Source organism: Streptomyces tauricus, from assembly GCF_014650955.1.
GTDB lineage: Bacteria > Actinomycetota > Actinomycetes > Streptomycetales > Streptomycetaceae > Streptomyces > Streptomyces tauricus.
This window is the reverse complement of record NZ_BMVY01000002.1, coordinates 241,727-266,130: the sequence shown is the minus strand read 5'-3', so window position 1 is coordinate 266,130 and position 24,404 is coordinate 241,727. Positions and strand designations below refer to the sequence as shown.

Below are 24,404 nucleotides of genomic sequence, written 5' to 3'. Positions count from 1 at the left end.
GAGACTTGCGCAGACAAGTGAAGAGAGCGTGCGCGGCCACGATCGCCACGGCGGCAGCCGTGGCCCTGGCGGCGGGCATGACCAGCCCGGCGTCGGCGGAGGCCGAGCGTACGGCCGCCGACCAGGCCGTACAGACCACGCCCAAGCACCGCGTCACCCTGATCACCGGCGACCGTGTGGTCGTCGACGCCAAGGGCCGTGTCCTCGGCCTGGAGCGGGCCAAGGGCCGCGAGGGGATACCCGTCCAGATACGCAAGGCCGACGGGCACACCCTCGTCGTGCCGGCCGACGCGGCACGGCTGATAGCCGGCGGCAAGCTCGACCAGCGGCTCTTCGACGTCACCGAGCTGAGCACCGCGGCCAACCGCAAGGCCCAGAAGCAGGGCCTCAAGCTGATCGTCGGCTACCGCGGCGCGGCGGCGGCGGCCAAGGCGGACGTCCGCGAGGCCGGTGACACCAAGGTCCGCAGGACCCTCACGTCGCTGAACGCGGACGCGGTGCTGACGCCCAAGGGCGACGCGCCCGACCTGTGGGCCGCGGTCACCGACACGCGGTCCGGCGGCGCGAGCACCGCCTCCGGCATAGCCCACGTGTGGCTCGACGGGGTCCGCAAGGCCAGCCTCGACAAGTCCGTCAAGCAGATCGGCGCCGACAAGGCGTGGGCCGCCGGGTACGACGGCAAGGGCATCAAGGTCGCCGTCCTCGACACCGGTGTCGACGCGGCCCACGACGACCTGAAGAACCAGGTCGTCGCCGCGAAGAACTTCTCCGCCGCCCCCGACGCGACCGACAAGTACGGCCACGGCACGCACGTCGCGTCCATCGTGGCCGGTACGGGCGCCAAGTCGGCCGGCAAGTACAAGGGCGTCGCGCCCGGTGCCAAGCTGCTCAACGGCAAGGTGCTCGACGACAACGGCTACGGCGACGACTCCGGCATCCTCGCCGGCATGGACTGGGCGGCCGAGCAGGGCGCCGACGTCGTGAACCTCAGCCTGGGCGGCGGGGACACCCCCGACATCGACCCGCTGGAGGCGCAGGTCAACAAGCTGTCCAAGGAGAAGGGCATCCTCTTCGCCATCGCCGCGGGCAACGACGGCGACTTCGGCGAGCAGACGATCGGCTCCCCGGGCAGCGCGGAGGCCGCGCTCACCGTGGGCGCCGTCGACGACGCGGACAAACTGGCCTCGTTCTCCAGCCGGGGCCCCGGCCTCGACGGGCAGATCAAGCCCGACGTGACCGCGCCCGGCGTGGACATCACGGCCGCCTCGGCGGCCGGCAGCGTCATCGCCAAGGAGGTCGGCGAGAAGCCGGCCGGCTACGTGTCCATCTCGGGTACGTCGATGGCCACCCCGCATGTCGCGGGCGCCGCGGCGATCCTCAAGCAGCAGCACCCCGACTGGACGTACACCGAGCTCAAGGGCGCGCTGACCGGCTCCGCCAAGGGCGGCAAGTACACGCCGTTCCAGCAGGGTTCGGGCCGGATCCAGGTCGACAAGGCCATCAAGCAGACCGTCGTCGCCGACCCGTCGTCGGTGAGCTTCGGCGTGCAGCAGTGGCCGCACACCGACGACACCCCGGTCACCAAGAAGGTCACGTACCGCAACCTCGGGAAGACCGACGTCACGCTGAACCTCACGGTGGCGGCCACCGACCCGAAGGGGCAGGCCGCTCCGGCCGGCTTCTTCACGCTCGGCGCCAAGACGCTGACCGTCCCGGCGGGCGGCACGGCCTCCGCCGACCTCACGGCCAACTCGAAGCTGGGCGGCACGGTCGACGGCGCGTACTCCGCGTACGTGACGGCGACCGGCGGCGGCCAGAGCGTACGCACGGCTGCGGCGGTGCAGCGCGAGGTGGAGTCGTACGACCTCACGTTCAAGTTCGTCGACCGTGACGGCAACCCGGCGAAGTACTACAACACCAACCTCTCCGGGGTCTCCGGCCTCGCCAAGGAGAAGTGGTACTCGCCGTACGACGCGTCCGGCACCGTCAAGGTGCGGGTGCCCAAGGGCGGTTACATCCTCGACTCGGCGCTCTTCGTCGACCCCGAGGACTTCGCCAAGGGCGCCGACTGGGTGGCCCAGCCCAAGCTGAGCGTCACCAAGAACGCGACGATCACGGTGGACGCGCGGACCGCCAAGCCCGTGGACATCACCGTGCCCGACGCGGCGGCGGAGTCCAAGTTCGCCTCCGCGGACTACACGGTGGACGCCGGCAACAGCAGCTACTCGTTCGGCTGGTGGCTGGACTCGTACACCAACTTCCGTGCCGCGCACGCCGGTCCGCAGATCACGGACGGCACGCTGTACCAGCAGTGGGACGGCCACTGGGCCAAGCCCGCCGAGGAGTACGACACCACCGCGGGCGGCAAGGTCAAGCAGCTCGCCACCGGCTACACCAAGCACTACAAGGCGAGCGAGCTGGCCACGGTGAAGACCGGTCTGGGCGCCTCGGCGAGCGGCAAGAAGGGCGCGATCAACGCCTGGGGTTCGCTGCCCGGCAGCTCCGGCTCCTCCGCGATCGGTATCCAGCAGACGCTGCCCGGCACGCGGACGGTGCACCTGTCCACGGCGGGCGGGGTCAAGTGGAACCTCGACTTCGAGCAGCACGGCGGAGTCGACGAGTGGGGCTTCCCGCTCGTCGAGGCCTTCTACACGCTCGGCACCCCGCAGACCCTGAAGGCGGGCAAGAGCTACGAGAAGACCTTCAACACGGCGGTCTTCGGCCCGCGCCTGACCTCCTCCTTCGGTCTCTACCGCGAGGGCAACGGCATCTACGGCTACCTGCCGCTGTTCGCCGACGGCAAGACCCACGCCGGCTCCTCGCTGTACTCGTCGGTCACCACGACCCTCTACCGCAACGGCGCCAAGGTCGGCTCGAACAGCGACCCGCTGGTCGGGGACGGCATCTTCAAGGTCCCGGCCGGTGACGCCGCGTACAAGCTGACGACCTCGGTCAAGCGCACCGTCAAGGTCGCCGCGGCCTCCACCCGCGTCGACGCCAGCTGGACCTTCCGCTCCAAGAAGGCCGACCTGGCCAAGCTGCCCGCGTCCTCGATCCGCTTCGACGCGGCCGTCGGCCTGGACAGCAGGGCTCCGGCGGGCAAGAAGGTCTCCGTCCCGGTGACCGTCCAGGGCTCGGCGGCGGGCTCGAACCTGAAGTCCCTGTCGGTCTACGTGTCGTACGACTACGGCCAGACCTGGAAGAAGGTCACCGTCAAGAGCGGCAAGATCGCGATCACGAACCCGGCCAAGGGCAAGGGGATCTCGTTCCACGCCAAGATCGCCGACAAGAAGGGCAACAAGTCGACGATCTCGATCTACAACGCGTACTACGGGAAGTGAGCGGTCGCACGTGAGCCGTAGGGTTCGCTGAACGCCGAAATACACGAACGGTCCGTCGGAGAGAGCTGCCGGCGGGCCGTTCGGGTATGCGGGGGGTATGACCGCGCACACCGTTGAATACATCCGGTACCTCATCCCCGAGGAGCAGTCGGCGCTGTTCCTCGCCGCCTACTCCCGCGCCGCAGCCCACCTCGCGGCGGCTCCGCAGTGCGTCGACTACGAGCTGGCCCGCAGCGAGGAGGACTTCCAGCACTACGTGCTCCGGATCACCTGGACGTCCACCGAGGACGCCGTCGAGGGCTTCCGCGAGTCCGAGCTGTTCACCGACTTCGTCGCCGAGATCGGCTCCTTCACGCCCTTCGTCGAGGAGACCCGCCACTACAAGCCGACGACCGTACGGGGCACGGGGGCGGCCGTACCCACGCTGTACGCCTGGGCCGGGGGCGCCGAGGCCTTCACCCGCCTCACCGAGGTCTTCTACGACAAGGTCCTCAAGGACGACGTCCTGGCCCCCGTGTTCGAGGGGCTCGCCGCCGAGCACGCTGAGCATGTGGCGTCCTGGTTCGGCGAGGTCTTCGGGGGGCCGCCCGTGTGCTCCGAGACACAGGGCGGGCACGGGCACATGGTCGCCAAGCACCTCGGGAAGGGCATCACCGAGACGCAGCGGCGGCGGTGGGTCAATCTGGTGCAGGATGCGGCGGACGAGGCGGGGCTGCCTACGGATGCGGAGTTCCGGTCTGCGTTCGTGGCGTACGCGGAGTGGGGGACGCGGCTTGCCGTGTACTTCTCCGGGCCGGACGCGGTGGCTCCTGCGGAGCAGGCGGTCCCGCGCTGGACGTGGGGCTCGGCTCCGCCGTACCAGGTGCCGTCCTCGTCCTCGTCCTCGTCCTCGTCCTCAGACGCCGGACGGGCTTAGGGGGAGTCGCTTTCGGCTGCGGGCGGTGGGTGCTGGCCGCGTAGTTCCCCGCGCCCCTGAAAAGCGGGGCTGCGCCCCGGCTTTGTCCGGGGGTTCGGTTGCGGGGGCGCGTCCGGTCGGGCGGTGGGTGCGCAGTTCCCCGCGCCCCTGAAAACGGGGCTTCGCCCCAGTTTTCGGGCCGGCCGCCGCCGGATCTTGCAGCCTCGCCGTCGGGTATCTCAGCCCCTCCGGCGTTTGAGGAGTGGGGGTTCGGGGGCGGAGTCCCTGAGTGATGTGACGGGAACGGGTAGGGGCGGCGGGGGCGAAACTAGGGTCTCGGGGCTGAGGTACCCGCCTGGATCGCGTCCGTGCCCCAGCTGGCCAGCAGGCGCAGGGCCTCCGCCGAGGGGGAGCCCGGCTCCGCGTGGTACGTGATCATCGAGAGTTCCTCGTCGTCCACGAGCTTGAACGTCTCGAACGACAGCGTCAGCTCACCCACCAGCGGGTGATGCAGCCGCTTCACCCCGTGACTCTTCTCCTTGACGTCATGCGTCGCCCACAACCGCCGGAACTCCTCGCTCTTCACGGACAGCTCCCCCACCAGCGCCGACAGCCGCGGATCGTCCGGATGGCAGCCCGCGTCCATCCGCAGGAAACTCACCATGTCGGACGCCTTCTGCTCCCACTCCACGAACAGCTCGCGGTACTCGGGCCGCAGAAACACCATCCGCGCCCAGTTCCGCTCCTGCGCCGGCATCCGGGACCAGTCCCCGAAGACCGCCGCGGACATCCGGTTCCACACGAGGATGTCCGAGCGCCGCCCCACGACGTACGCGGGCACGCTGTCGAACGTGTCGATCAGCTGCCGCATCGCCACCCGCACCTGCTGCGGCCGGGCCGACACCTTCTTCTTGTGCTGCTTGGGCTTCGCCAGATGCGTCAGATGCGCGTGCTCCGCGCCGCTCAGCCGCAGCGCGCGGGCGATCGCGTCGAGCACCTCCGCCGACACGTTCCGTCCGTTGCCCTGCTCAAGGCGGGTGTAGTACGCCACGGACACCCCGGCCAGCTGCGCCAGCTCCTCGCGGCGCAGCCCCGGTACCCGGCGGTGCCGCCCGAAGTCCGGCAGCCCCACGTCCTCCGGCTTCAGCCGGGCCCGGCGGGTGCGCAGGAACTCGCTGAGTTCGGCACGCCGGTCCAGCCGCCGTCCCGGTTCCTGTCCGCTCCGGCCGGTGGGCTCCTGAGAGGGCTGTTCGTCCATACGTCCAGTATTCACGGCGCTACACGGTCGTACGCATATGAACATACCCCCGCCAGTAGTAGGACCGGTGGACGTACGAAACACCGTGGTCTGGGTGAAGGTCGGCATACGGAGCAGGCTGGACGCCGTACCCGGCCGGAAGGCAGGCCGGGCGCAGATCCCCTCCTTAGGAGAACCCTCCGCATGACCACTGTCGCCGCATACGCCGCACCCGCCGCCAAGGCTCCGCTGGAGCGCACCACCATTGAGCGTCGCCCGGTCGGCGAGCAGGACGTCCTGATCGAGATCAAGTTCGCCGGTATCTGTCACTCCGACATCCACCAGGCCCGTGAGGGCTGGGGCGAGGCCATCTTCCCGATGGTCCCCGGCCACGAGATCGCCGGCATCGTCACCGAGGTCGGCTCCGGTGTCACCAAGTTCGCCGTCGGCGACCGCGTGGGCGTCGGCTGCATGGTCGACTCCTGCCGCGAGTGCGAGAACTGCAAGGCGGGCCTCGAGCAGTACTGCACCCAGGGCAACATCGGCACGTACAACGCCGTCGACAAGAGCGGCGAGGTCACCTACGGCGGCTACTCGACCCACATCGTGGTCGACGAGGCCTTCACCGTCGGTATCCCCGAGGGCCTGGCCCTCGACGAGGCCGCGCCGCTGCTGTGCGCCGGCATCACCACGTACTCCCCGCTCAAGCACTGGAACGCCGGTCCCGGCAAGAAGGTCGCGATCCTCGGCATGGGCGGTCTCGGACACATGGGTGTCAAGATCGCGCACGCGCTCGGTGCGGAGGTGACCGTGCTCTCGCAGTCGCTCCGCAAGAAGGACGACGGGCTGAAGCTGGGCGCCGACCACTACTACGCGACCAGTGACCCGAAGACCTTCGAGGAACTGCGCGGCTCGTTCGACCTGATCCTCTCGACCGTTTCCGCTCCGCTGGACCTGGACAAGTTCCTGTCCCTGCTGCGGTCGGACGGCGCGTTCGTGAACGTGGGCGCGCCCGAGGAGCCCGTTTCCCTGAACCTGTTCTCCGTGATCGGCGGGCGCAAGACCCTCGCCGGCTCGGGTATCGGTGGCATCCAGGAGACCCAGGAGATGCTGGACTTCTGTGCCGAGCACGGGTTCGGGGCGGAGATCGAACTGATCAGCGCCGCTGAGATCAACGAGGCGTACGAGCGGGTGCTGGCCAGTGATGTGCGGTACCGCTTCGTGATCGACGCCGCGACGATCTAGCCGAGAGGCCTCAGCGAGCCCCCACCGGATATCCGGTGGGGGCATCGGTGTGCCGGTTGCGGGGGGTGCCGCGTCGGCGGGTGGGCGCCTAGCGTGTGCAGGGACAGGGAAGGTGCCGCTGACGAGCCGAGGAGGTCCGCACGATGACCGTCGAGCTGAACCACACGATCGTCGCCGCCCATGACAAGAAGACGTCGGCCCGCTTCCTCGCCGACATCCTGGGCCTGGAGGTGGGCCCCGCGTACGGCCCCTTCATCCCGGTGCAGATCCCGAACGGGGTGACCCTCGACTACATGGACGCCATCGGGTCCATCCCGCCCCAGCACTACGCGTTCCTGGTCTCGGAGGACGACTTCGACACGATCTTCGCCCGCGTCCAGGACGCCGGCCTCACCTACTGGGCGGACCCGTACCACCGCCGCGTCAGCGAGATCAACACCAACGACGGCGGTCGCGGCACGTACTTCGAGGACCCGAACGGCCACAGTCTGGAGATCCTCACCCGGCCCTACGGAAGCGGGACGCGCGGGTAGGCGAGGCCGTCGGCACGCCTACTATGTGCTTTTCGGCTGCCATTGTCCTGGGGAGGGCCTGCAGCGCATGTCTCGTCGCTCTACTGGTTTGGTCGGCGTGTGGGCCGAAGTGCAACGGCAGCAGCAGCGCCAGCTGGAAGCCGAAGCCAGGCAGCGGAGGCGAGCGGAGCAGCAGACCCTCGCCTACCAGCGGCGGGCGGCCCAGAGCCACCGCCAGTACCGACAGGCCGAGGCCCAACGCCGTACGGACGAACTGGACGCACAGGTCGCGTCCTTGCAGGGCCTCCTCGCCGCGGGCTGCCGAACCCCCGCCTTCAGGGCGTCCTCGCTCCTGCGGCCCGAGGAGGTCCAGCCCTTCGCCCCGGGGCCGTTGGCCCAGCCGGTGCGCATGCCGGACGCCGCCCAGTACCAGGTGCAGAGCGGCTGGACCGCGAACCGCCGGGCCCAGGCGCAGACCGAGGCCCGGGCGCGCTTCGAGCACGACTGGCACGCCGCCCAGGCCGCGGAGGCGCACCGGCAGCAGCAACTGGCCGCCTACCAGCGGCAGTACCAGCAGTGGGCCGACGCCCAGCTGGCCGAGGTGCGCCGCCACAACGCGGGCGTCGCCGAGGTGACCGAGGGCGTGCGGCGCCTGGACCCCGACGCGGTGATCGAGTACTTCTCCGCCGCTCTCTACGCCTCGCAGGCGTGGCCGCAGGACCTGCCCCGCCAAGTCGCGGCAGCGTACGACCCGGCGGCCCGTGAACTCGTGCTGGACTGGGAGCTGCCCGGCTTCGGCATCGTCCCCGAGGTCAAGTCCGTCCGGTACGTGGCCGGGACCGACCAGGACAAGGAGACCGCACGGCCCGTGAGCCAGCGGCGGGCGCTGTACCGGGACGTCCTCGCGCAGTGCATGCTGCTCGTCCTGCACGAACTCTTCGCCGCGGACGAGCTGGGCGCCCTCGAATCGGTGACGCTGAACGGGTTCGTGGACGGACACGACCCGACGACGGGCCGGCCGGGCCAGATCTTCCTCGCGACCGTCATGGCCTCCCGCTCGTCGTTCCGCGATCTGCACCTGGCACAGGTGGAGGCGGGCAGTTGCCTGTCCGACGCGCTGCGAGGGCAGCTCTCGGCCCGGCCGGACCAGCTCGTACCGGTACGGACCGGCCGGCGCCCGCAGGACGTCGGGAACCGGGTCGTCGCCCACGGCGGCGACGAGGAACCCGACCTGTACACCATGGATCCGATCGCCTTCGAGAACCTCGTCGCCGAACTCTTCCGGGCCATGGGGATGCAGGCGGTGACGACCCAGCGCTCCGGCGACGGCGGCGTCGACGTGGACGCGCTCGACCCGGCACCGATCCGGGGCGGCAAGATCGTCGTACAGGTCAAGCGGTACCGCAACACCGTTCCGCCCACCGCCGTACGCGACCTGTACGGGACCGTGCAGGACGCCGGGGCCAACAAGGGCGTCCTGGTGACGACTTCGCGCTTCGGGCCCGGCTCGCACACCTTCGCCAACGGCAAACCGCTGGAACTCGTCTCGGGCCCCCAGCTCGTCGATCTGCTGCACCGGCACGGGCTGCGGGGGCGGTTGGGTGAGGGTGAGGGGGAGGGAGACCGGGCGGACGGTGGCGCGCGGTCCGCAAGGGGTGCGAGGACCGCGGGGGCTGCGGGGTCCGCACGGGCAGGGGGGCCCGCGGGGTCGGTGGCGCCGGAGAGCGGCAGCCGGCTGCCCGACGACTACAACGTGCTGGGCATGTCGTGGACCGGAAACGTCGCCCTCGACGTGTGCGCGCTCGTCTGCGCCGGCAACCGCGTCCTCAGCGACGATCACTTCGTCTTCTACAACAACCCGCGCACCCCCGACGGTTCGGTGCGCACCCTGCCCGCCAGCGGGCCCGACAAGGCCGCGCTCTGCGTGTCCTTCGACGGGCTGCCGGAGGGGGCGGACCGGTTCGTCCTCGTGGCCGCGATCGACCCGGAGGTCAACCCGGACGCCGACCTGTCCGGGTTCACCGACGCCCGGATCCGGCTGCTCGACCCGGAGATGTCCGAACTGGGGCAGCTGGAGGTCTCCGACGGGCGGGCGCGCGAGACCGCGCTGGTGCTCGGCTCCTTCCGCCGACGGGCGGGCGGCGACTGGGACTTCGTCCTCGGCGGCAAGGGCTACACCGGCGGCCTGATGGAACTCGTCCAGGACCACGGCATAGAGGTGGAGTAGCCCCCCGTTACCGCGCCCGGGCCCGGACCTGGTGGCTCTGCTGGACCGCCCGGGCCTCCTGGGCCTCCTGCGCTTCGAGGAGTTCGTCGCCGTGCTCGGTCACCCAGCGGCCGAGCGCCGCCATGGGGCCCTCGACCAGGCTGCGCCCGAGCGGGGTCAGGGCGTACTCGACGCGCGGCGGCGCCTCGGCCCGGGCCTCGCGGTCCACCAGGCCGTTGGCGAGCAGGCGGCGCACCGCGTCGGTCAGCACCTTGTCGCTGATGCCGCCGATCGCGGCCCGCAGATCGCGCCGCCGGCGCGGTCCCGCGCGAAGAGCCGCCAGTACGACGGGATCCCAGGTGTGGGCGAACAGCTCGGCGGCGGCCCGCAGCCGGCAGTCGGCGACCAGCTCGTAGCAGTGCGCGTCGTCGTCAGTCATCTCACCGCCATCATCGCGCGTCATCACGCACCGATCGGTGCGTGACGCGTTCCTTAGCGTGGTTGCTCGACCGACCACGGCTGATTGCGGTTTCGAGAGGCGGCGACGATGCGTATCGGGATTCTGGGAACGGGAACACTGGCGGCGGCCCTGGGTGAGGGCTGGATCCGCGCGGGCCACGAGGTCCGGATCGGCGGACGGTCGCGGGACAGGGCGGCGAAGCTCGCCGAGCGGCTGGGGCGGGGCGCGTACGCCGTCCCGCCACGGGAGGCGGTCGCGGGCCGCGACGCGGTGCTGCTCGCCGTGTCGTGGGACGGCGTCGGGGAGATGCTGGGACTGGCGGGCGCGGCCGACGGTGCCCTCGCGGGCACGCCGCTGATCGACCCCACGAACGCCGTCGCGCACGGTGTCGGCGATCTGCTCACCGAGCGCGGCGAGTCGATGGCGCTGCGGATCGCCGGGCTCGCACCGGGCGCGCACGTGGTGAAGGCGTTCCACCTCTTCCCCGCCGGGCTGTGGACGGGTCCCGCCGACGACGGCCGGCCCCGGGCGACCGTGGTGATGTGCGGTGACGATCCCGCGGCCCTGCGGATCGTCGGCGAACTGGTGCGTGACGTCGGCGGAGCGCCGGCGACGCTGGGGTCCCTGGACCGGGTCCGCCAGCTGGAGGAGATCGCGGGCTTCGTCATCGGTCTCGCGTTCGCGGGCGTCGACCCCAACTCGGCGATTCCCAGGGTCTCTTGAGGGGCGACGGCGGTCTCTTGAGGGGGGACGGCGGCCTCTTGCGGAGTCGAGGGCGGTCGCTTGCGGAGGTGAGGGCGGTCTCTTGCGGAGGTGGCGGGGCATGCGGGGTGTCCCCGGGACTGTCCTCGCGTGACCGGCCGTATGCCCCCCGGGCCCTCGCCAGGCGGAACCGGCCGGTGATACTCCTCGTCCCGGCGATGGTTCCCGCACGGCGGAACGGTGTCCGCGTCCGTGCCCGTGACCTCGTCCTGTGACCTCCCCCCCCCGTTACCTCGCTCGGAATCGTTCTGGAGACCCATCCCATGAAGTTCGCCAAGCGTCTTGCCCTTACCGCCGCGGCACTCGCCGCCGTGACCGCCGGCACGCTCTCCGGCGCGTCGGCCGACCAGGCCGCCGCCGTCTCGCAGCCCGTACGGGGCGGCGTCGACGTTCCCGACGCGCTGAAGGTCCCGGACGGCAACCGGCTCACCGGTGTCTTCGCCGCCACAGGCGTCCAGACGTACACCTGCACCGACGGTGCCTGGAAGCTGCTGGAGCCCGCCGCCACCCTCTCCGTGAAGGGCGACCGCCACCACCGCCCGGTCGCCCTCCACTCCCGCGGACCCGTCTGGGTGTCCACGGTGGACGGCAGCGCCGTGAACGCCGCCGCCGTCGCCACCTCGCCCAGGACCGGCACGATCCCCGAGCTGCTGCTCAAGTCCACCGCCACCCGGGGCGCCGGCGTCTTCGCCGACGTCTCCTACATCCAGCGCCTCGCCACCGAAGGCGGAGTGGCCCCCACCACCGCCTGCACCGGCACCGACCAGGTAAGCGTCCCCTACTCCGCCGTCTACACCTTCTACAAGCCCACCGCGTGAAAGCCCGTCGTGTGACGCGCTGACACCTGCAGAGCAGCAGAGCAGCAGAGCACCGCGGCAGAACAAGGGCAGGGGTCTCTCGGACGGCATCGAGGGGCCCCTGCCCCGCGTTGACCTCCCGCACAGGAGGGCTGAGGGCGCTCGTCGGCCGCGGGGCCGGTCGGACCGACGCGCGCGGAACCGACGGGCACGGAATCGCCCGGAACCCTCGTGCGTTGAGGGGGTGTGGGCATGGATGCCGGTGGTGAGCGAGCCGAGCGGCCCGAGTGACCGAGCTGACTGAAATTTGGAGGGGCCGCAATGGCTGCGCAGACACAGAGGGCCGTGCTGGCGGGCGGATGCTTCTGGGGGATGGAGGACCTGATCCGCCGACTCCCCGGCGTGACGGCGACCCGGGTCGGATACACCGGGGGCGACGTGCCGAACGCGACGTACCGCAACCACGGCACGCACGCGGAGGCCATCGAGATCCTCTTCGACCCCGCAGCGACCGATTTCCGTACGATCCTGGAGTTCTTCTTCCAGATCCACGACCCGAGCACCAAGAACCGCCAGGGCAACGACCTCGGCCTCAGCTACCGCTCGGCGATCTACTACGTGGACGACGAGCAGAAGCGGATCGCCGAGGACACGATCGCGGACGTGAACGCCTCCGGGCTGTGGCCGGGCGAGGTCGTCACCGAGGTGGAGCCGGTCGGCCCGTTCTGGGAGGCCGAGCCCGAGCACCAGGACTACCTGCTGCGTTACCCGGACGGCTACACCTGCCACTTCCCGCGCCCGGGATGGCGGCTGCCCGCCCGCGCGGAGAGCTGACCCTCAGTCGCGGTCGGCGGCCCGCCGGTCACACCACCTGTGGCCGACGGGCCTCCTCGCGACCGCGCAGGTCCCCGTGGAGACGGGCGAACACCGCGCACACCAGCGGCATGACCGCGGGGGGCAGCAGGAGAAGGGCGACGACCGAGGGCAGGACCATCACCAGCACGCCGGTGATCCACACGTTGTCGTCGCTGAGCCACAGCATGCCGAGTCCGGCGAAGTGGACGAGGGGCGCCGCCGCGTACAGGGCCAGCCGGAAGACGAGTACGGCGGCGGCCGTGACCAGCGTGCCCAGACCGAGGGTGCGCAGGCGCGCGCGGCGGGTCAGTACCCAGGAGCGGGACAGCGCCGCGAACGGGGACCGGCGCTCCAGCACCGTCTCGGCGGTGGCCGTGGCGAGGCGGAAGTACAGCAGGAGGCCCAGGCATCCCACGGCGATCGGGAGCACCCAGCCCACGAGCGTGTACTGCGGGCTCGCGGTCCCGTGCAGGGGTGTGGGCTCGACACCGGGTACTTCGCCGCCTTCGACGAGGGCCCACAGCACCAGCCCGGCCATCCCCACGGCGCCGACGGCCAGCCCGGTCAGCGCGTTGACCGCGACGGCGGCGCGCAGGCGCGGGCGGATGTGCCGCCACAGGTCGCCGACGGTCAGCGCCCCGCCATCACGCCCGGCACGGGAGTCGCCGACGGCGTACGCGGCGTGCAGCACGGACACGACGAGGAGCGCCAGGACGAGGATCGGCGGCAGCATCATGAGGCCGACCTTCACCAGCTCGGGCCGGGCGTTCTCGGCGTAGGCCGAGTAGGAGTCCTCGTTGGCGATGTTGGCGTCCGCGTAGTCCCGGACACCCTCGAAGGTGTCCCAGGCCGCCGCGAACCCGCAGGCCAGGATCGCGAGACCGAGCAAGGCCGTCACGGCGGACACGCGAAGGGTGAAACCGTACAGCGCCCGTCGATGCCGGCCACCGACACCGAACGCGTCCCCCATACCACCGCCGGCCTGCTGATCCCCGTCGTACCCCATGAACCGACCGACCTCCGTACGCGACAAAGACGACGGCACCCAAGACGCCGAACGAACACACGGGGTTCCCGAGCACCCTTGAAGAGCATGACCTTGGTGGCCTCCGGTGCCGCGTTGGGCTGTCCTGCCCGGTTACGGGCTCGGTTCGGACGGCAGTTCCGGTGCGGCGGAGTAGGGGTAGGGGCGCTCCTGGGGCAGCAGCCGGGTCGCCGCGTCGAGGTCTCCGCCGCTGACGAGCGCGTGGATCTTCCGGGCGAGCGGAGTCACGTCACGGATGGCGACCGTCCACTCGTCGGCGTAGCGGCGTACGGCCTCCCCGGAGAGACCGAGCTGCAAGGAGCGGTACGGCAAGGGGTTCAGCCGTAGATCCCGTTCGGGGTCCCACTGGATACGCGCGGGCGCCCGCTTGAGTTGACGCTGCCAGGTGACGCGATCGGGGTGCACCCCGCGTACATAGCTCGACAGACACGCGTGGCGCAGCGCCCACTCGAACCCGTCGCGGGTGACCTCGACGGCGAGAACGGTCTCCTGCCCCGCCTTCGTACCCCAACCGCACCGGTACATCATCCACAGGAAGGACGGCTTGATCCACGTCATGCGGTCGCGCTTCCAGGCAGCGGGAAAGCGGCCGTCGCGGACCGCGGGCAAGCCGATGCCGGGGGCGTACGCCTGGTAGACGGTGATCGTGGACTCGGTGTGGACCGCACGGATCCGGCGGTGCGGTTCTTCCATGCCGTACAGAGTGGGCTCGACGGACTCGGGACTGCTACTGATTTTCGCCCGTCGGGCCGGGACGTCCCCCGGTTCGTCCCGGCGGGTCACCCCAGCCTGCCCCCCCCGCGCGTCACGAGGCATCGGCGGGGCGTCCCGGAGGACCGGCCCCCCGGCCGCCAGGCCCCGCACCCTCCCGCGTCCCGCGCCGCGCGTCCCGTGCCGTGCTTCGCGCTCAGTGCGGCAGCGAAGCCGGGCTTCCGCCGTTCGCCTCGTAGCCCGCCACCGACAGTGCTCGGTACACCGCGTAGTCCGCCGCCGGGTCCGGGGTCAGGGTCCACGGCAGGGCGCCCACGTGGCCGTCGACGTGTACCAGCTGGTTCATCGACTCCGACCAGCGTTCGCCGCGTACCAGGAAGAAGACCAGCAGGTGGCGGACGTGGGCGAGCATCGGGTCGTCCGGGCGGGCCGCGTGGACCGCGAAGAGCGCGCCGTGGACCGCCTTGGTCACGACCTCGCTCTGGTAGAAGCCGCTGACGAGGTTCACCTCGGGAAGGTGCTCGAAGACCGCGAAGAGCGGCATGGCGGCGAGCAGGGAACCCCGGGGAGCGCGCGCCGCGGCCGCCTCCGCGAACGAGTACGCCGTCTCCCGCGAGCCGTGCCACTTCTCGCACCAGTAGTGCAGCGCCGCCAGATGCGCCCCCATGTGCGCGGGAGCCCGGTCCAGGATCTTCAGCCAGAGCTTCTCGAACTCCGGCTGCGAGTAGGCGAGCCCGCGGGCCACGGACAGCTCGATGATGTACGGGATCGGGTCGCCCGGAGCCAGCAGCGCCGCGTCACCGCAGGCCGCCCGCGCCTCCTCCATGATGATCCGGAACTCGTCCGTCCCCGGCGTCGACGTACGCCACGCCTGCTGCACCAGGAACTCCGCGTGCACGGCCGCGCCGCCCGCGTCCTTGGGCTGCTCGGTCCGCCACACCCGCAGCCACTGCCCGCCCGGGGTGTCGCTCACCCCGCCGGGGCGCTGCTGCAGTTCCAGCGACGCGGCCCCCGCGAAGGCCTGGACGCGCTGCCAGCGCCGCTCGCCCTCCGCCTCCGTACCCGCGAGGAGCTGTGACGCGGCGCGGTAGTCCTGACTGCGCTGCACCAGGTCGAGGACCTCCAGCAGGTCCTGGTCGGGGCCGGGCATGCGGATGTCCAGCTCCTCCTGCCGCAGGAAGCCGTAGTTCGCCGGGTCGGCGGCGTCCGGGTCGCCGGGGGCGACCTGCTGGATACCACCGGCACGCCTACGCATCATGATCGGCCCGACGGCGAACCCGATCATGAGCAGCGCCATCAGGACCCAGAGAATTTCCATGCCACAAGCGAACCAGACGGGTCCGACAATTGGCCAACCAGGTCGCCGACTCCTGTGGAAAACCTCCGCGAAGGGCCGGAGGAACCAGTTCCACGGCAGCCCCGGACAACGGCCTCCGGCCAGGAGGCGGACGTCCGCCGTCACGATGCCCGCGAGCGCACTACGCTCGGTGCCCATGAGCGACAGGCACATCAGTCAGCACTTCGAAACCGTTGCGATCCACGCGGGCAACACCGCCGATCCCCTCACCGGCGCGGTCGTCCCGCCGATCTACCAGGTCTCGACCTACAAGCAGGACGGCGTCGGCGGACTGCGCGGCGGCTACGAGTACAGCCGCAGCGCCAACCCGACCAGGACCGCCCTGGAGGAGAACCTCGCGGCCCTGGAGGGCGGCCGCCGCGGGCTCGCGTTCGCGTCCGGACTGGCGGCCGAGGACTGCCTGCTGCGTACGCTGCTCAGTCCCGGCGACCACGTGGTCATCCCCAATGACGCGTACGGCGGTACGTTCCGTCTCTTCGCGAAGGTCGTCTCGCGGTGGGGGGTGGAGTGGTCGGTCGCCGACACCAGCGACCCCGCGGCCGTACGGGCCGCCATCACCCCGAAGACCAAGATCGTCTGGGTGGAGACCCCCTCGAACCCGCTCCTCGGCATCACCGACATCGCCGCGCTCTCCCACGTCGCGCGCGAGGCGGGCGCCAGGCTGGTCGTCGACAACACCTTCGCCAGCCCCTACCTCCAGCAGCCGCTCTCGCTCGGCGCGGACGTCGTCGTGCACTCGCTGACCAAGTACATGGGCGGCCACTCCGACGTCGTCGGCGGCGCGCTGGTGGTCGCCGACCAGGCGCTCGGCGAGGAGCTGGCCTACCACCAGAACGCGATGGGCGCGGTGGCCGGCCCCATGGACGCCTGGCTGGTGCTGCGCGGCATCAAGACGCTCGCCGTCCGGATGGACCGGCACAGCGAGAACGCCACCAAGGTCGCCGAGATGCTCACCCGGCACGCGCGCGTGACGCGCGTTCTGTACCCCGGCCTCCCCGAGCACCCCGGCCACGAGACCGCCGCCAAGCAGATGAAGTCGTTCGGCGGCATGGTCTCCTTCCAGGTCGAGGGCGGCGAGGAGGCGGCCGTCGAGGTCTGCAACCGCGCCAAGGTCTTCACCCTGGGCGAGTCCCTGGGCGGCGTCGAGTCCCTGATCGAGCACCCGGGACGGATGACGCACGCGTCCGTGGCCGGGTCCCTCCTGGAGGTCCCCGCCGACCTCGTACGCCTCTCCGTAGGCATCGAGAACATCGACGACCTCCTTGAGGACCTCAAGCAGGCCCTGGGATAACCCCCTGGCCTCACCAGCCGGTCAGCGGTGGAGTCGTCTCCGACGGCGGCTCCACCCACGGCTGGGCCACCGACAGCCACACCACGAAGGCCACGACCGCCGCGAGCAGCACCAGCCACATCAGCCGCCGCGCGACCGTCCGGCGGCGCAGCATGCGCCCGCCCCTGCGGACGGCCTCCGCGTACAGATCCGGCGGTACGGACGGCTGTGGTTCCTCCAGGATGCGCCGGACCTCTGCCTCCCTGCGGTTGACCGGGCTCATGAAGGCACCACTTTCGCGATCGGCGGGGCGGCCTCCCGGGGCGGATGCAGCAACGTGGCCATGGCGCGGGCACAGATCGCCCGTACGCGTTCCGTGGGCAGCCCCAGCAGCGCGGCGGCCTGCTCCTCGGCGACGCCCTCGTACATCCGCAGCACGAGGATCAGCCGCTCCTGAGGGGTGAGGTGGCGCAGGGTGCTGTCGGGGCGGCCCCGGGGACGCGGCCGGCCGAGGCCGCCGTACTGGTGCCAGGCCCCGCGCGCGAAGCGCACCGCCAGATACTGCCGGGTCCGGTCGTACGGGTCCTCGCCGTGCAGGCGGTCCCAGAGGGCGTACGTGTGGGCGAGGGCCGCGGTGAGCAGGCGCCGCGCGCGCGGGTTGTCGTCCGGGGGCTCCGCGGTGAGCAGTGTGGCGGCATGCATCAACCGCCCTGCCGCACCCGCGACGAACGCCTCGAACTCCCGGGCACGGCGGGCGTTCCGGGACGCCTGCCGCTCTCGCACCGCGCCTCCCCGTGGGAAACCGGGCCCTGGAGCCGTACGCCGGGGACGGCCGCGTACGTCGGGACCCGACTTCATATGAGGCCAGGCGCGGCCCCCTGGTCAAGAGGGCGGCACGAGACGGTGCGAGACAGCACGCCCGGATCGGCGTCGTGGCTCGACACGGCCCGGTGCGGCGCGGCCCGGCGCGCCGAGTGGGGCGGCGGGGGCGTGCGGGCGGTCAGGAGGTCGCCGGGGTCTCTGACGGCGACGCGGCCATGCGGGTGGAGAGCGCGACATTGAAGCGGGTGAGGAGCGTGCAGAAGGCCTCGCGCTCCTCGGACGACCACTCCTGGGTCAGTTCCGCCATCAACTGGCGCCTGGAGGAACGCACTTCGTCCAGGCGGGAGAGTCCGCGCGGCGACAGCTGAAGCACCACGGCCCGGCCGTCCTCCGGGTGGGAGGTGCGCTTGACGAGGCCGGTGTCGACCAGCGGGGCCACCTGCCGGGTGACCGTCGACGAGTCGATGCCCATGCTCGCGGCGAGCGCCTTGACGCCCATCGGGCCTTCCTTGTCGAGGCGGTTGAGCAGCAGGTACGCGGCGCGATCCATCGAGTTGCGGACCTGCCCGACTCCGCCGAGCCGGGTCTGTTCGGCACGGCGGGCGAACACCGCGACCTCGTGCTGCAGTGTTTCGAGAAGACCGGTGTCACCGACGGTCGTCATGTCCATCGACATTTCAGGTGTTGTGGGCATGGCCGGGGGCTCTATTCATGCGTGGGGCTGGGTTGGGGGACAGAGTACGCGGACGGGGGGCGGGCCGTACCGGCGCTGAGGAAACCCGGTCTCGGACGTTGGTCACGCCCGCTGCGGCGCGGTGTGAACTGCGAGACTGAGGGTCATGAGCTATCGCACGGCCCACCCCTTGCCGCCGGTGACCCTCGACGATGTGCGCGGCGCCCAGAAGATGCTCTCCGGCGTGGCGCGGATGACCGCCATGGAGGGCAGCCGGCATCTGTCCGGCCTGGTGGGGGCACCGGTCCACTTCAAGTGCGAGAACCTCCAGCGCACCGGCTCGTTCAAACTGCGCGGCGCGTACGTGCGGATCGCCGGGCTCCTCCCCGAGGAGCGGGCGGCCGGAGTGGTCGCGGCCAGCGCGGGCAACCACGCGCAGGGCGTCGCCCTGGCCTCCTCGCTGCTCGGTGTGCGCTCCACGGTGTTCATGCCGTCGGGTGCCCCGCTGCCGAAGGTCGCGGCGACCATGCACTACGGCGCCGAGGTGCGTACGCACGGCACGGTGGTCGACGAGACGCTGGCCGCCGCGCAGGAGTACGCCGCCGAGACGGGCGCCGTCTTCATCCACCCCTTCGACCACCCCGACATCATCGCCGGACAGGGCACGGTGGGCCTGGAGATCCTGGAGCAGTGCCCCGAGGTGCGCACGATCGTCGTCGGGATCGGCGGCGGCGGTCTCGCCGCGGGTATCGCGGTCGCGGTCAAGGCGCTGCGCCCTGACGTGCGGATCGTGGGGGTGCAGGCGGCGGGCGCCGCCGCGTACCCGCCCTCGCTGGCGGCCGGGCGTCCGGTGTCGTTCGAGAACCCGGCGACGATGGCCGACGGGATCAAGGTCGGACGGCCGGGGGACGTGCCGTTCCGGATCATCGGCGACCTGGTGGACGAGATCCGCACGGTGTCCGAGGACGCGCTGTCCAGCGCGCTGCTGCTCTGCCTGGAGCGGGCCAAACTGGTCGTCGAGCCGGCCGGCGCGAGCCCGGTCGCGGCGATCATGAGCGAGCCGGACGCCTTCGAGGGCCCGGTCGTCGCGCTGCTGTCCGGCGGAAACGTCGATCCGCTGCTGATGCAGCGCATCCTGCGGCACGGCATGGCCGCCAACGGCCGCTACCTCGCGGTCACGCTGCGGCTGACGGACCGGCCCGGGGCCCTGGCCACGCTTCTCGGGGTGTTGTCAGTGGTGGACGCTAACGTCCTCGATGTGAGTCACGTACGGACCGATCCGCGGCTCGGACTCACGGAGGTGGAGGTCGAACTGCACCTGGAGACGAAGGGGCCGGAGCACTGTGCCGAGGTGAACTCGGCGCTGCGACGGGCGGGCTACACGGTCATCGACTGAGGTCGGGCGGGGGAGGCGCGCAGGGAGAACCGAGCGGGGAAAACCACTTGAGGAAACGCGATACATCGCGTTATGGTGTGTCTCTCGTCACAGGCCGCCGGGGTGAGGTGCGATATTCGCTCGCCCGGAGGCGCAAAGCGGGTGAAAATAATCGCCCACTCATCACCTTTCACTCGGATCCCCAACCCATTGGGAGACTCACATGCCAGGCGCCATCTACGCCGAAGGCCTGGTGAAGACCTTCGGCGACGTAAGGGCTCTGGACGGCGTCGATCTCGATGTCCCGGAGGGCACGGTCCTCGGCCTCCTCGGGCCGAACGGCGCGGGCAAGACGACCGCCGTCCGCTGCCTCACCACCCTGCTCCGGCCCGACAGCGGCAAGGCGACCGTCGCGGGCATCGACGTACTCAAGCACCCGAACGAGGTACGGCGCTCGATCGGTCTGTCCGGTCAGTTCGCCGCGGTCGACGAGTATCTGACGGGCCGCGAGAACCTCCACATGGTCGGCCAGCTCTACCAGATGAGGGCCAAGCAGGCGAAGGTCCGCGCGATCGAGCTGCTGGAGCAGTTCAACCTCACCGAGGCCGCCGACCGGACGGCGAAGACGTACTCCGGTGGTATGCGCCGCCGGCTCGACCTCGCGGCGGCGCTCGTCGTCTCACCGCCGGTCATGTTCATGGACGAACCGACGACCGGCCTCGACCCGCGCAACCGGCAGCAGTTGTGGGAGGTCATCAAACAGCTGGTCTCCGGCGGTACGACGCTGCTGCTGACCACCCAGTACCTCGAAGAGGCCGACCACCTCGCCCACGACATCTGCGTCGTCGACCACGGCAAGGTCATCGCCCGCGGCACCTCCGACCAGCTCAAGGCCCGTACCGGCGGCGAGCGCGTGGAGGTCGTGGTGCACGACCGCGAGCACATCGCGACCGCGGCCGAGGTCCTGCGGGGCTTCGGCAAGGGCGAGACCACCGTCGAGGACCACACCCGCCGGCTCACCGTGCCCGTCTCCGGCGGCGCGAAGCTCCTCGCGGAGGTCATCCGTGAGCTGGACGCCCGCGGCATCGAGATCGACGACATCGGTCTGCGCCGCCCCACGCTCGACGACGTGTTCCTGTCCCTGACCGGCCACCTCGCCGAGCAGAAGGACGCGGAGAACGGCGAGAGCGCCGACACCGAAGGACCCAAGGGATCAAAGGGGTCCAGGGGATCCAAGCGCAAGAAGGAGGCCGCCAAGTGAGCGCCGTGACCGATGCCGTGCGGACCGCGGTCCCGGGAGGCTCCCTCGGGCAGTCCGTCCGGGACTCCCTGGTCGTCGCCAAGCGCAATCTGATCCGCATGACCCGGATCCCCGAGATGATCCTCTTCGGGATCATCCAGCCGGTGATGTTCGTGGTCATGTTCACGTACGTCTTCGGCGGCTCGATGCAGATCGGGAGCACCACCGACCCGGACGTCTACAAGAACTTCCTGATGGCGGGCATCTTCGCGCAGACGGTCACGTTCGCCACGGCGGGATCGGCCGCCGGTATCGCGGACGACATGCAGAAGGGGCTCGTCGACCGCTTCCGCTCCCTGCCGATGGCCCGCGGCGCGGTACTCACCGGCCGGACCGTCGCCGACCTCGTCCAGACGGCGATCACCCTGCTCGTCCTCGCGATCGTCGCGCTGCTCGTGGGCTGGCGCACCGGTTCCGCCGAGCCGACCAACGCCGCCCGGGTCATCGCGGCCTTCGGCCTGCTGCTCCTGCTGGGATACGCCTTCACCTGGATCGGCGCGCTGATCGGCCTGTCCGTGCGCACCCCCGAGGCGGCGACCTCGGGCGGGATCATCTGGCTGTTCCCGGTCACCTTCATCTCGAACGCCTTCGTGGACTCCAGCCAGATGACTCCCTGGCTGCGGCACATCGCCGAGTGGAACCCGTTCAGTGCCACGGTGCAGGCCTGCCGGGTGCTGTTCGGCAACCCGGGGGTCGTGGAGTCAGGCGCCTGGCCCATGCAGCATCCCGTCTGGGCCTCGGTGATCTGGTCCGTACTGATCATCGTCCTCTTCCGGACGCTGGCGGTGCGCAAGTACCGCAAGGCGGACGGCTGAGCGGGCACGGTGAGCGGGCCCGGTGAGCGGGCACAGTTCAACAGGCACGGGGGAGCCCCCGGCGCCCGGGCACGGAGAAGCCCCCGGCGCGCAGGCACCGGGGGCTCACCAGGGCGACGCCGCGGACGGGGTTAGGCGGCGTACGGCTTGGCTTCGAGGACCTTCACCGAGGCGAGCTTGCCGTTCGGCAGCTCGTACTGGGCGTCCTCACCGATCTTCTTGCCGTTCACACCGGAGCCCAGCGGGGACTGCGGCGAGTACGTCTCGATGTCGGAGCTCGCGTATTCGCGCGAGGCGAGCAGGAAGGTGAGCGTGTCGTCCTCGTCGCCGTCGAAGGCGATGGTGACGACCATGCCGGGCGCGACCGCACCACCGGCCGACGGAGCCTCGCCCACCTTGGCGTTCTCCAGGAGCTGGGTCAGCTGGCGCACCCGGAGCTCCATCTTGCCCTGCTCCTCCTTGGCCGCGTGGTACCCGCCGTTCTCACGCAGATCGCCCTCCTCGCGCGCGGCCGCGATCTTGGCTGCGATCTCCGTGCGCGCAGGACCAGACAGGTGCTCCAGCTCGGCCCTGAGCTGGTTGTACGCCTCCTGGGTCAGCCAGGTGACGTTCTCGCTGGTCTGGGTCACAGGTGCTCCTCGTAGGTACTGGGAATACAAAGCATCGCCCTACCCAGAAGAATGTTCCTTCTCGGGTGGGCGAAACCACGAGCCTAACAATTCACGGGCCGAAGGGGGAGGACATAAGCCATCAGAATTACGTCCACGCAGGTCAGCGCGGAGGTGTTCGGAGTGACATCCGTCAGTGTCGCGTGTGGTCCGGTGTGGCCACGCAGTCGCACGGTCCGCACGGTGGGGCAGAGCCCGGAGCGAACGGGTCCCGGGGGCCGGTCCGCTGCTCAGTCCGCGTGACAGCCGAGGAGTTCCGCGGTCGTGCCGGGGGCCGTCGTGCGCAGGGTCAGGACCTTGTCGACGCGGGTCGAGTCCTGGTCGAACCGGAAGTCCGCGCGGCCGACCTCGGCGCCGTCCTCAGCCTGGGACCGGATCGTGCAGTAACCCGTCACACCCGAGTCCTTGCGGACCTCGAGATGCACCTTCACGGAGGAATCCGAGGCGTCGAAACTGATCACCTCGGCACTGATCTTGTTGCCGGCCACGTAGTGAAAGGCGAAATAGCCGATCAACGCGAGCAGGGCGACCCCGAGCACGGAACCGATGACCTTGAGTCTGCGGTCGGCGCGCGCGTCCGCGGAGCGGCCGTACCGGCCCTCGGGCAGTTGCACCGTACTCATGATCATCCTTTCCGAGGCGGGTGCGCCGGGCCGGGGCCCGGAATTTTTCACCCTCCGGTTCGGTCACTATAGAAGCTCCCACCTGTCACCCGACCGCCGCCCCTCATCGACGTCCCTACGGGACGACCCCTATGGATTGCGCCGCTTCACACGGGGGCGCCGACTTACTGAGGATTGAGTCTTGACTGACCAGCTGCGACTGATGGCCGTCCACGCCCACCCCGACGACGAGTCGTCGAAGGGCGCGGCCACCATGGCGAAGTACGTGTCCGAAGGGGTGGACGTGCTGGTCGTGACCTGCACGGGCGGGGAGCGCGGCTCCATCCTCAACCCCAAGCTGCAGGGCGACAAGTACGTCGAGGAGCACATCCACGAGGTGCGCAAGAAGGAGATGGACGAGGCCCGCGAGATCCTCGGCGTCAAGCAGGAATGGCTGGGCTTCGTGGACTCGGGCCTGCCCGAGGGCGACCCGCTGCCGCCGCTTCCCGAGGGCTGTTTCGCCCTGGAGGACGTCGACAAGGCCGCGGGCGAGCTGGTCCGCAAGATCCGCTCGTTCCGTCCGCAGGTGATCACCACCTACGACGAGAACGGCGGCTATCCGCACCCGGACCACATCATGACCCACAAGATCTCGATGGTGGCGTTCGAGGGCGCGGCGGACACCGAGAAGTACCCGGAGTCGGAGTTCGGCCCGGCCTTCCAGTCGCAGAAGCTCTACTACAACCAGGGCTTCAACCGTCCCCGCACCGAGGCGCTGCACCACGCCATGCTGGACCGGGGCCTGGAGTCGCCGTACGGGGACTGGCTCAAGCGGTGGGACGAGTTCGAGCGCACCGAGCGCACGCTGACGACGCACGTGCCGTGCGCGGACTTCTACGAGATCCGCGACAAGGCCCTCATCGCGCACGCCACGCAGATCGACCCCGAGGGCGGCTGGTTCCGCGTCCCGATGGAGCTCCAGAAGGAGGTCTGGCCGACGGAGGAGTACGAGCTGGCGAAGTCCCTCGTCGACACATCCCTCCCCGAGGACGACCTCTTCGCGGGCATCCGCGACAATGCCTGATATGAGCGCAAGCCTGGCACTGACGCACCTCGTCCCCCTCGCCAAGGAGGTCGACGAGAACAAGGTCACCCCCGGTGTCCTCGGCTTCATCGTCTTCGCGGTGATGGCCCTGGCGGTCTGGGGCCTGATGAAGTCCATGAACCGGCAGCTGACAAGGGTGGACTTCAAGGAGGACGCCGACCCGAAGGCCGATCCCGCCGGAAAGGCGACATCCGGCGCGACGGGCCCGGCGGGGTCGGCCGGCTCCGGTTCCGGGGGGACGGCTTCGCCCGCGAAGGGCTGAGCCCCGTAGACGACCGGACCCGTGCCCTGATCCGGTGATGCCCAGGAGGCGTCACCGGATCAGCCACACCCACCGCCACCTCACGGACG

Annotated in this window: 24 protein-coding genes; 14 read left to right on the top strand and 10 right to left on the bottom strand. The window is 70.5% G+C overall.

The annotated features are described in order from the left end of the window. The first annotated feature begins 17 nt into the window (after nucleotides 1-17). Both IE278_RS05810 and IE278_RS05805 read left to right on the top strand, forming a co-directional pair. Nucleotides 18-3,341, top strand: a complete 3,324-nt coding sequence (locus IE278_RS05810; RefSeq protein ID WP_189769455.1) for a S8 family peptidase — start codon at nucleotides 18-20, stop codon at nucleotides 3,339-3,341. Nucleotides 3,342-3,438: 97 nt separating this feature from the next. Then, entirely contained in the window at nucleotides 3,439-4,257 is an 819-nt protein-coding gene (locus tag IE278_RS05805; RefSeq protein WP_189769453.1) for a globin domain-containing protein, read from the top strand. Between the two features lie 307 nt (nucleotides 4,258-4,564). Here the strand turns inward: IE278_RS05805 and IE278_RS05800 are convergent, their stop codons facing one another. Further along, nucleotides 4,565-5,494 carry a helix-turn-helix transcriptional regulator gene (locus tag IE278_RS05800; protein ID WP_189769451.1) on the bottom strand — a complete coding sequence of 310 codons (930 nt, stop codon included), beginning with the start codon at nucleotides 5,492-5,494 and terminating at the stop codon, nucleotides 4,565-4,567. 183 nt (nucleotides 5,495-5,677) lie between these two features. Here IE278_RS05800 and IE278_RS05795 point away from each other — a divergent pair, with 183 nt between their 5' ends. The 3 genes from IE278_RS05795 (at nucleotide 5,678) to IE278_RS05785 (ending at nucleotide 9,457) form a co-directional block, all read left to right on the top strand. Beyond that, the gene (locus IE278_RS05795) at nucleotides 5,678-6,718 is read left to right on the top strand and encodes an NAD(P)-dependent alcohol dehydrogenase (RefSeq protein ID WP_189769449.1); all 1,041 of its coding nucleotides are present in this window, start codon (nucleotides 5,678-5,680) and stop codon (nucleotides 6,716-6,718) included. Nucleotides 6,719-6,861: 143 nt separating this feature from the next. After that, nucleotides 6,862-7,251, top strand: a complete 390-nt coding sequence (locus tag IE278_RS05790; RefSeq protein ID WP_189769448.1) for a VOC family protein — start codon at nucleotides 6,862-6,864, stop codon at nucleotides 7,249-7,251. Between the two features lie 67 nt (nucleotides 7,252-7,318). Beyond that, nucleotides 7,319-9,457, top strand: coding sequence for a restriction endonuclease (locus IE278_RS05785; protein ID WP_189769447.1), 2,139 nt, complete (start codon nucleotides 7,319-7,321; stop codon nucleotides 9,455-9,457). Nucleotides 9,458-9,464: 7 nt separating this feature from the next. Here IE278_RS05785 and IE278_RS05780 read toward each other — a convergent pair whose 3' ends face one another. Then, nucleotides 9,465-9,875, bottom strand: a complete 411-nt coding sequence (locus tag IE278_RS05780; RefSeq protein ID WP_189769446.1) for a winged helix-turn-helix transcriptional regulator — start codon at nucleotides 9,873-9,875, stop codon at nucleotides 9,465-9,467. Between the two features lie 108 nt (nucleotides 9,876-9,983). On the opposite strand from IE278_RS05780, the gene IE278_RS05775 reads away from it, so the two are divergent. The 3 genes from IE278_RS05775 to msrA all read left to right on the top strand — a co-directional run bounded on the left by IE278_RS05775 (nucleotide 9,984) and on the right by msrA (nucleotide 12,289). Next, nucleotides 9,984-10,619 carry an NADPH-dependent F420 reductase gene (locus tag IE278_RS05775; protein WP_189769445.1) on the top strand — a complete coding sequence of 212 codons (636 nt, stop codon included), beginning with the start codon at nucleotides 9,984-9,986 and terminating at the stop codon, nucleotides 10,617-10,619. 302 nt (nucleotides 10,620-10,921) lie between these two features. After that, nucleotides 10,922-11,476, top strand: coding sequence for a DUF3455 domain-containing protein (locus tag IE278_RS05770; RefSeq protein WP_189769444.1), 555 nt, complete (start codon nucleotides 10,922-10,924; stop codon nucleotides 11,474-11,476). Nucleotides 11,477-11,776: 300 nt separating this feature from the next. Further along, nucleotides 11,777-12,289, top strand: coding sequence for a peptide-methionine (S)-S-oxide reductase MsrA (gene msrA / locus IE278_RS05765; protein WP_189769442.1), 513 nt, complete (start codon nucleotides 11,777-11,779; stop codon nucleotides 12,287-12,289). Nucleotides 12,290-12,317: 28 nt separating this feature from the next. Here msrA and IE278_RS05760 read toward each other — a convergent pair whose 3' ends face one another. The 3 genes from IE278_RS05760 to IE278_RS05750 all read right to left on the bottom strand — a co-directional run bounded on the left by IE278_RS05760 (nucleotide 12,318) and on the right by IE278_RS05750 (nucleotide 15,384). After that, a complete protein-coding gene (locus tag IE278_RS05760; protein WP_246569985.1) occupies nucleotides 12,318-13,316 on the bottom strand; it encodes a hypothetical protein in 999 nt (332 codons plus the stop codon). A gap of 132 nt (nucleotides 13,317-13,448) precedes the next feature. Next, entirely contained in the window at nucleotides 13,449-14,048 is a 600-nt protein-coding gene (locus tag IE278_RS05755) for a DUF4291 domain-containing protein (RefSeq protein WP_189769440.1), read from the bottom strand. A 214-nt stretch (nucleotides 14,049-14,262) separates the two neighbouring features. Then, nucleotides 14,263-15,384, bottom strand: coding sequence for a hypothetical protein (locus tag IE278_RS05750; protein WP_189769438.1), 1,122 nt, complete (start codon nucleotides 15,382-15,384; stop codon nucleotides 14,263-14,265). Between the two features lie 175 nt (nucleotides 15,385-15,559). Here IE278_RS05750 and IE278_RS05745 point away from each other — a divergent pair, with 175 nt between their 5' ends. After that, nucleotides 15,560-16,714 (top strand): cystathionine gamma-synthase, encoded by a 1,155-nt coding sequence (locus IE278_RS05745; RefSeq protein ID WP_189769436.1) that lies wholly within the window; start codon nucleotides 15,560-15,562, stop codon nucleotides 16,712-16,714. A 10-nt stretch (nucleotides 16,715-16,724) separates the two neighbouring features. Here the strand turns inward: IE278_RS05745 and IE278_RS42135 are convergent, their stop codons facing one another. The 3 genes from IE278_RS42135 to IE278_RS05735 form a co-directional block, all read right to left on the bottom strand. Next, nucleotides 16,725-16,976 carry a hypothetical protein gene (locus tag IE278_RS42135; RefSeq protein ID WP_246569981.1) on the bottom strand — a complete coding sequence of 84 codons (252 nt, stop codon included), beginning with the start codon at nucleotides 16,974-16,976 and terminating at the stop codon, nucleotides 16,725-16,727. Then, nucleotides 16,973-17,476, bottom strand: coding sequence for a sigma factor-like helix-turn-helix DNA-binding protein (locus tag IE278_RS42130; protein WP_246569978.1), 504 nt, complete (start codon nucleotides 17,474-17,476; stop codon nucleotides 16,973-16,975). Before IE278_RS42130 ends, IE278_RS42135 begins: the two co-directional genes overlap by 4 nt. Nucleotides 17,477-17,693: 217 nt before the next feature. Beyond that, entirely contained in the window at nucleotides 17,694-18,191 is a 498-nt protein-coding gene (locus IE278_RS05735; protein WP_189769840.1) for a MarR family winged helix-turn-helix transcriptional regulator, read from the bottom strand. Nucleotides 18,192-18,354: 163 nt separating this feature from the next. On the opposite strand from IE278_RS05735, the gene ilvA reads away from it, so the two are divergent. The 3 genes from ilvA to IE278_RS05720 all read left to right on the top strand — a co-directional run bounded on the left by ilvA (nucleotide 18,355) and on the right by IE278_RS05720 (nucleotide 21,678). Continuing rightward, nucleotides 18,355-19,584: a threonine ammonia-lyase gene (gene ilvA / locus IE278_RS05730; protein WP_189769434.1), complete on the top strand. Its 1,230-nt coding sequence runs from the start codon at nucleotides 18,355-18,357 to the stop codon at nucleotides 19,582-19,584. A 202-nt stretch (nucleotides 19,585-19,786) separates the two neighbouring features. Beyond that, complete coding sequence (locus IE278_RS05725) at nucleotides 19,787-20,824, top strand: ATP-binding cassette domain-containing protein (RefSeq protein ID WP_189769432.1); 1,038 nt, start codon at nucleotides 19,787-19,789, stop codon at nucleotides 20,822-20,824. Continuing rightward, entirely contained in the window at nucleotides 20,821-21,678 is an 858-nt protein-coding gene (locus tag IE278_RS05720; RefSeq protein ID WP_189769430.1) for an ABC transporter permease, read from the top strand. Before IE278_RS05725 ends, IE278_RS05720 begins: the two co-directional genes overlap by 4 nt. A gap of 131 nt (nucleotides 21,679-21,809) precedes the next feature. Here the strand turns inward: IE278_RS05720 and greA are convergent, their stop codons facing one another. Then, nucleotides 21,810-22,307 carry a transcription elongation factor GreA gene (gene greA, locus IE278_RS05715; protein WP_189769428.1) on the bottom strand — a complete coding sequence of 166 codons (498 nt, stop codon included), beginning with the start codon at nucleotides 22,305-22,307 and terminating at the stop codon, nucleotides 21,810-21,812. A 269-nt stretch (nucleotides 22,308-22,576) separates the two neighbouring features. Further along, nucleotides 22,577-22,975, bottom strand: coding sequence for a DUF4307 domain-containing protein (locus IE278_RS05710; protein WP_189769426.1), 399 nt, complete (start codon nucleotides 22,973-22,975; stop codon nucleotides 22,577-22,579). Between the two features lie 196 nt (nucleotides 22,976-23,171). On the opposite strand from IE278_RS05710, the gene mca reads away from it, so the two are divergent. Next, nucleotides 23,172-24,032: a mycothiol conjugate amidase Mca gene (mca, locus tag IE278_RS05705; protein WP_189769838.1), complete on the top strand. Its 861-nt coding sequence runs from the start codon at nucleotides 23,172-23,174 to the stop codon at nucleotides 24,030-24,032. Nucleotide 24,033: 1 nt separating this feature from the next. Further along, on the top strand, nucleotides 24,034-24,315 hold the full coding sequence (locus IE278_RS05700) for a peptidase associated/transthyretin-like domain-containing protein (protein WP_373311909.1): 282 nt from the start codon (nucleotides 24,034-24,036) through the stop codon (nucleotides 24,313-24,315). The last annotated feature ends 89 nt before the right edge of the window (nucleotides 24,316-24,404 follow it).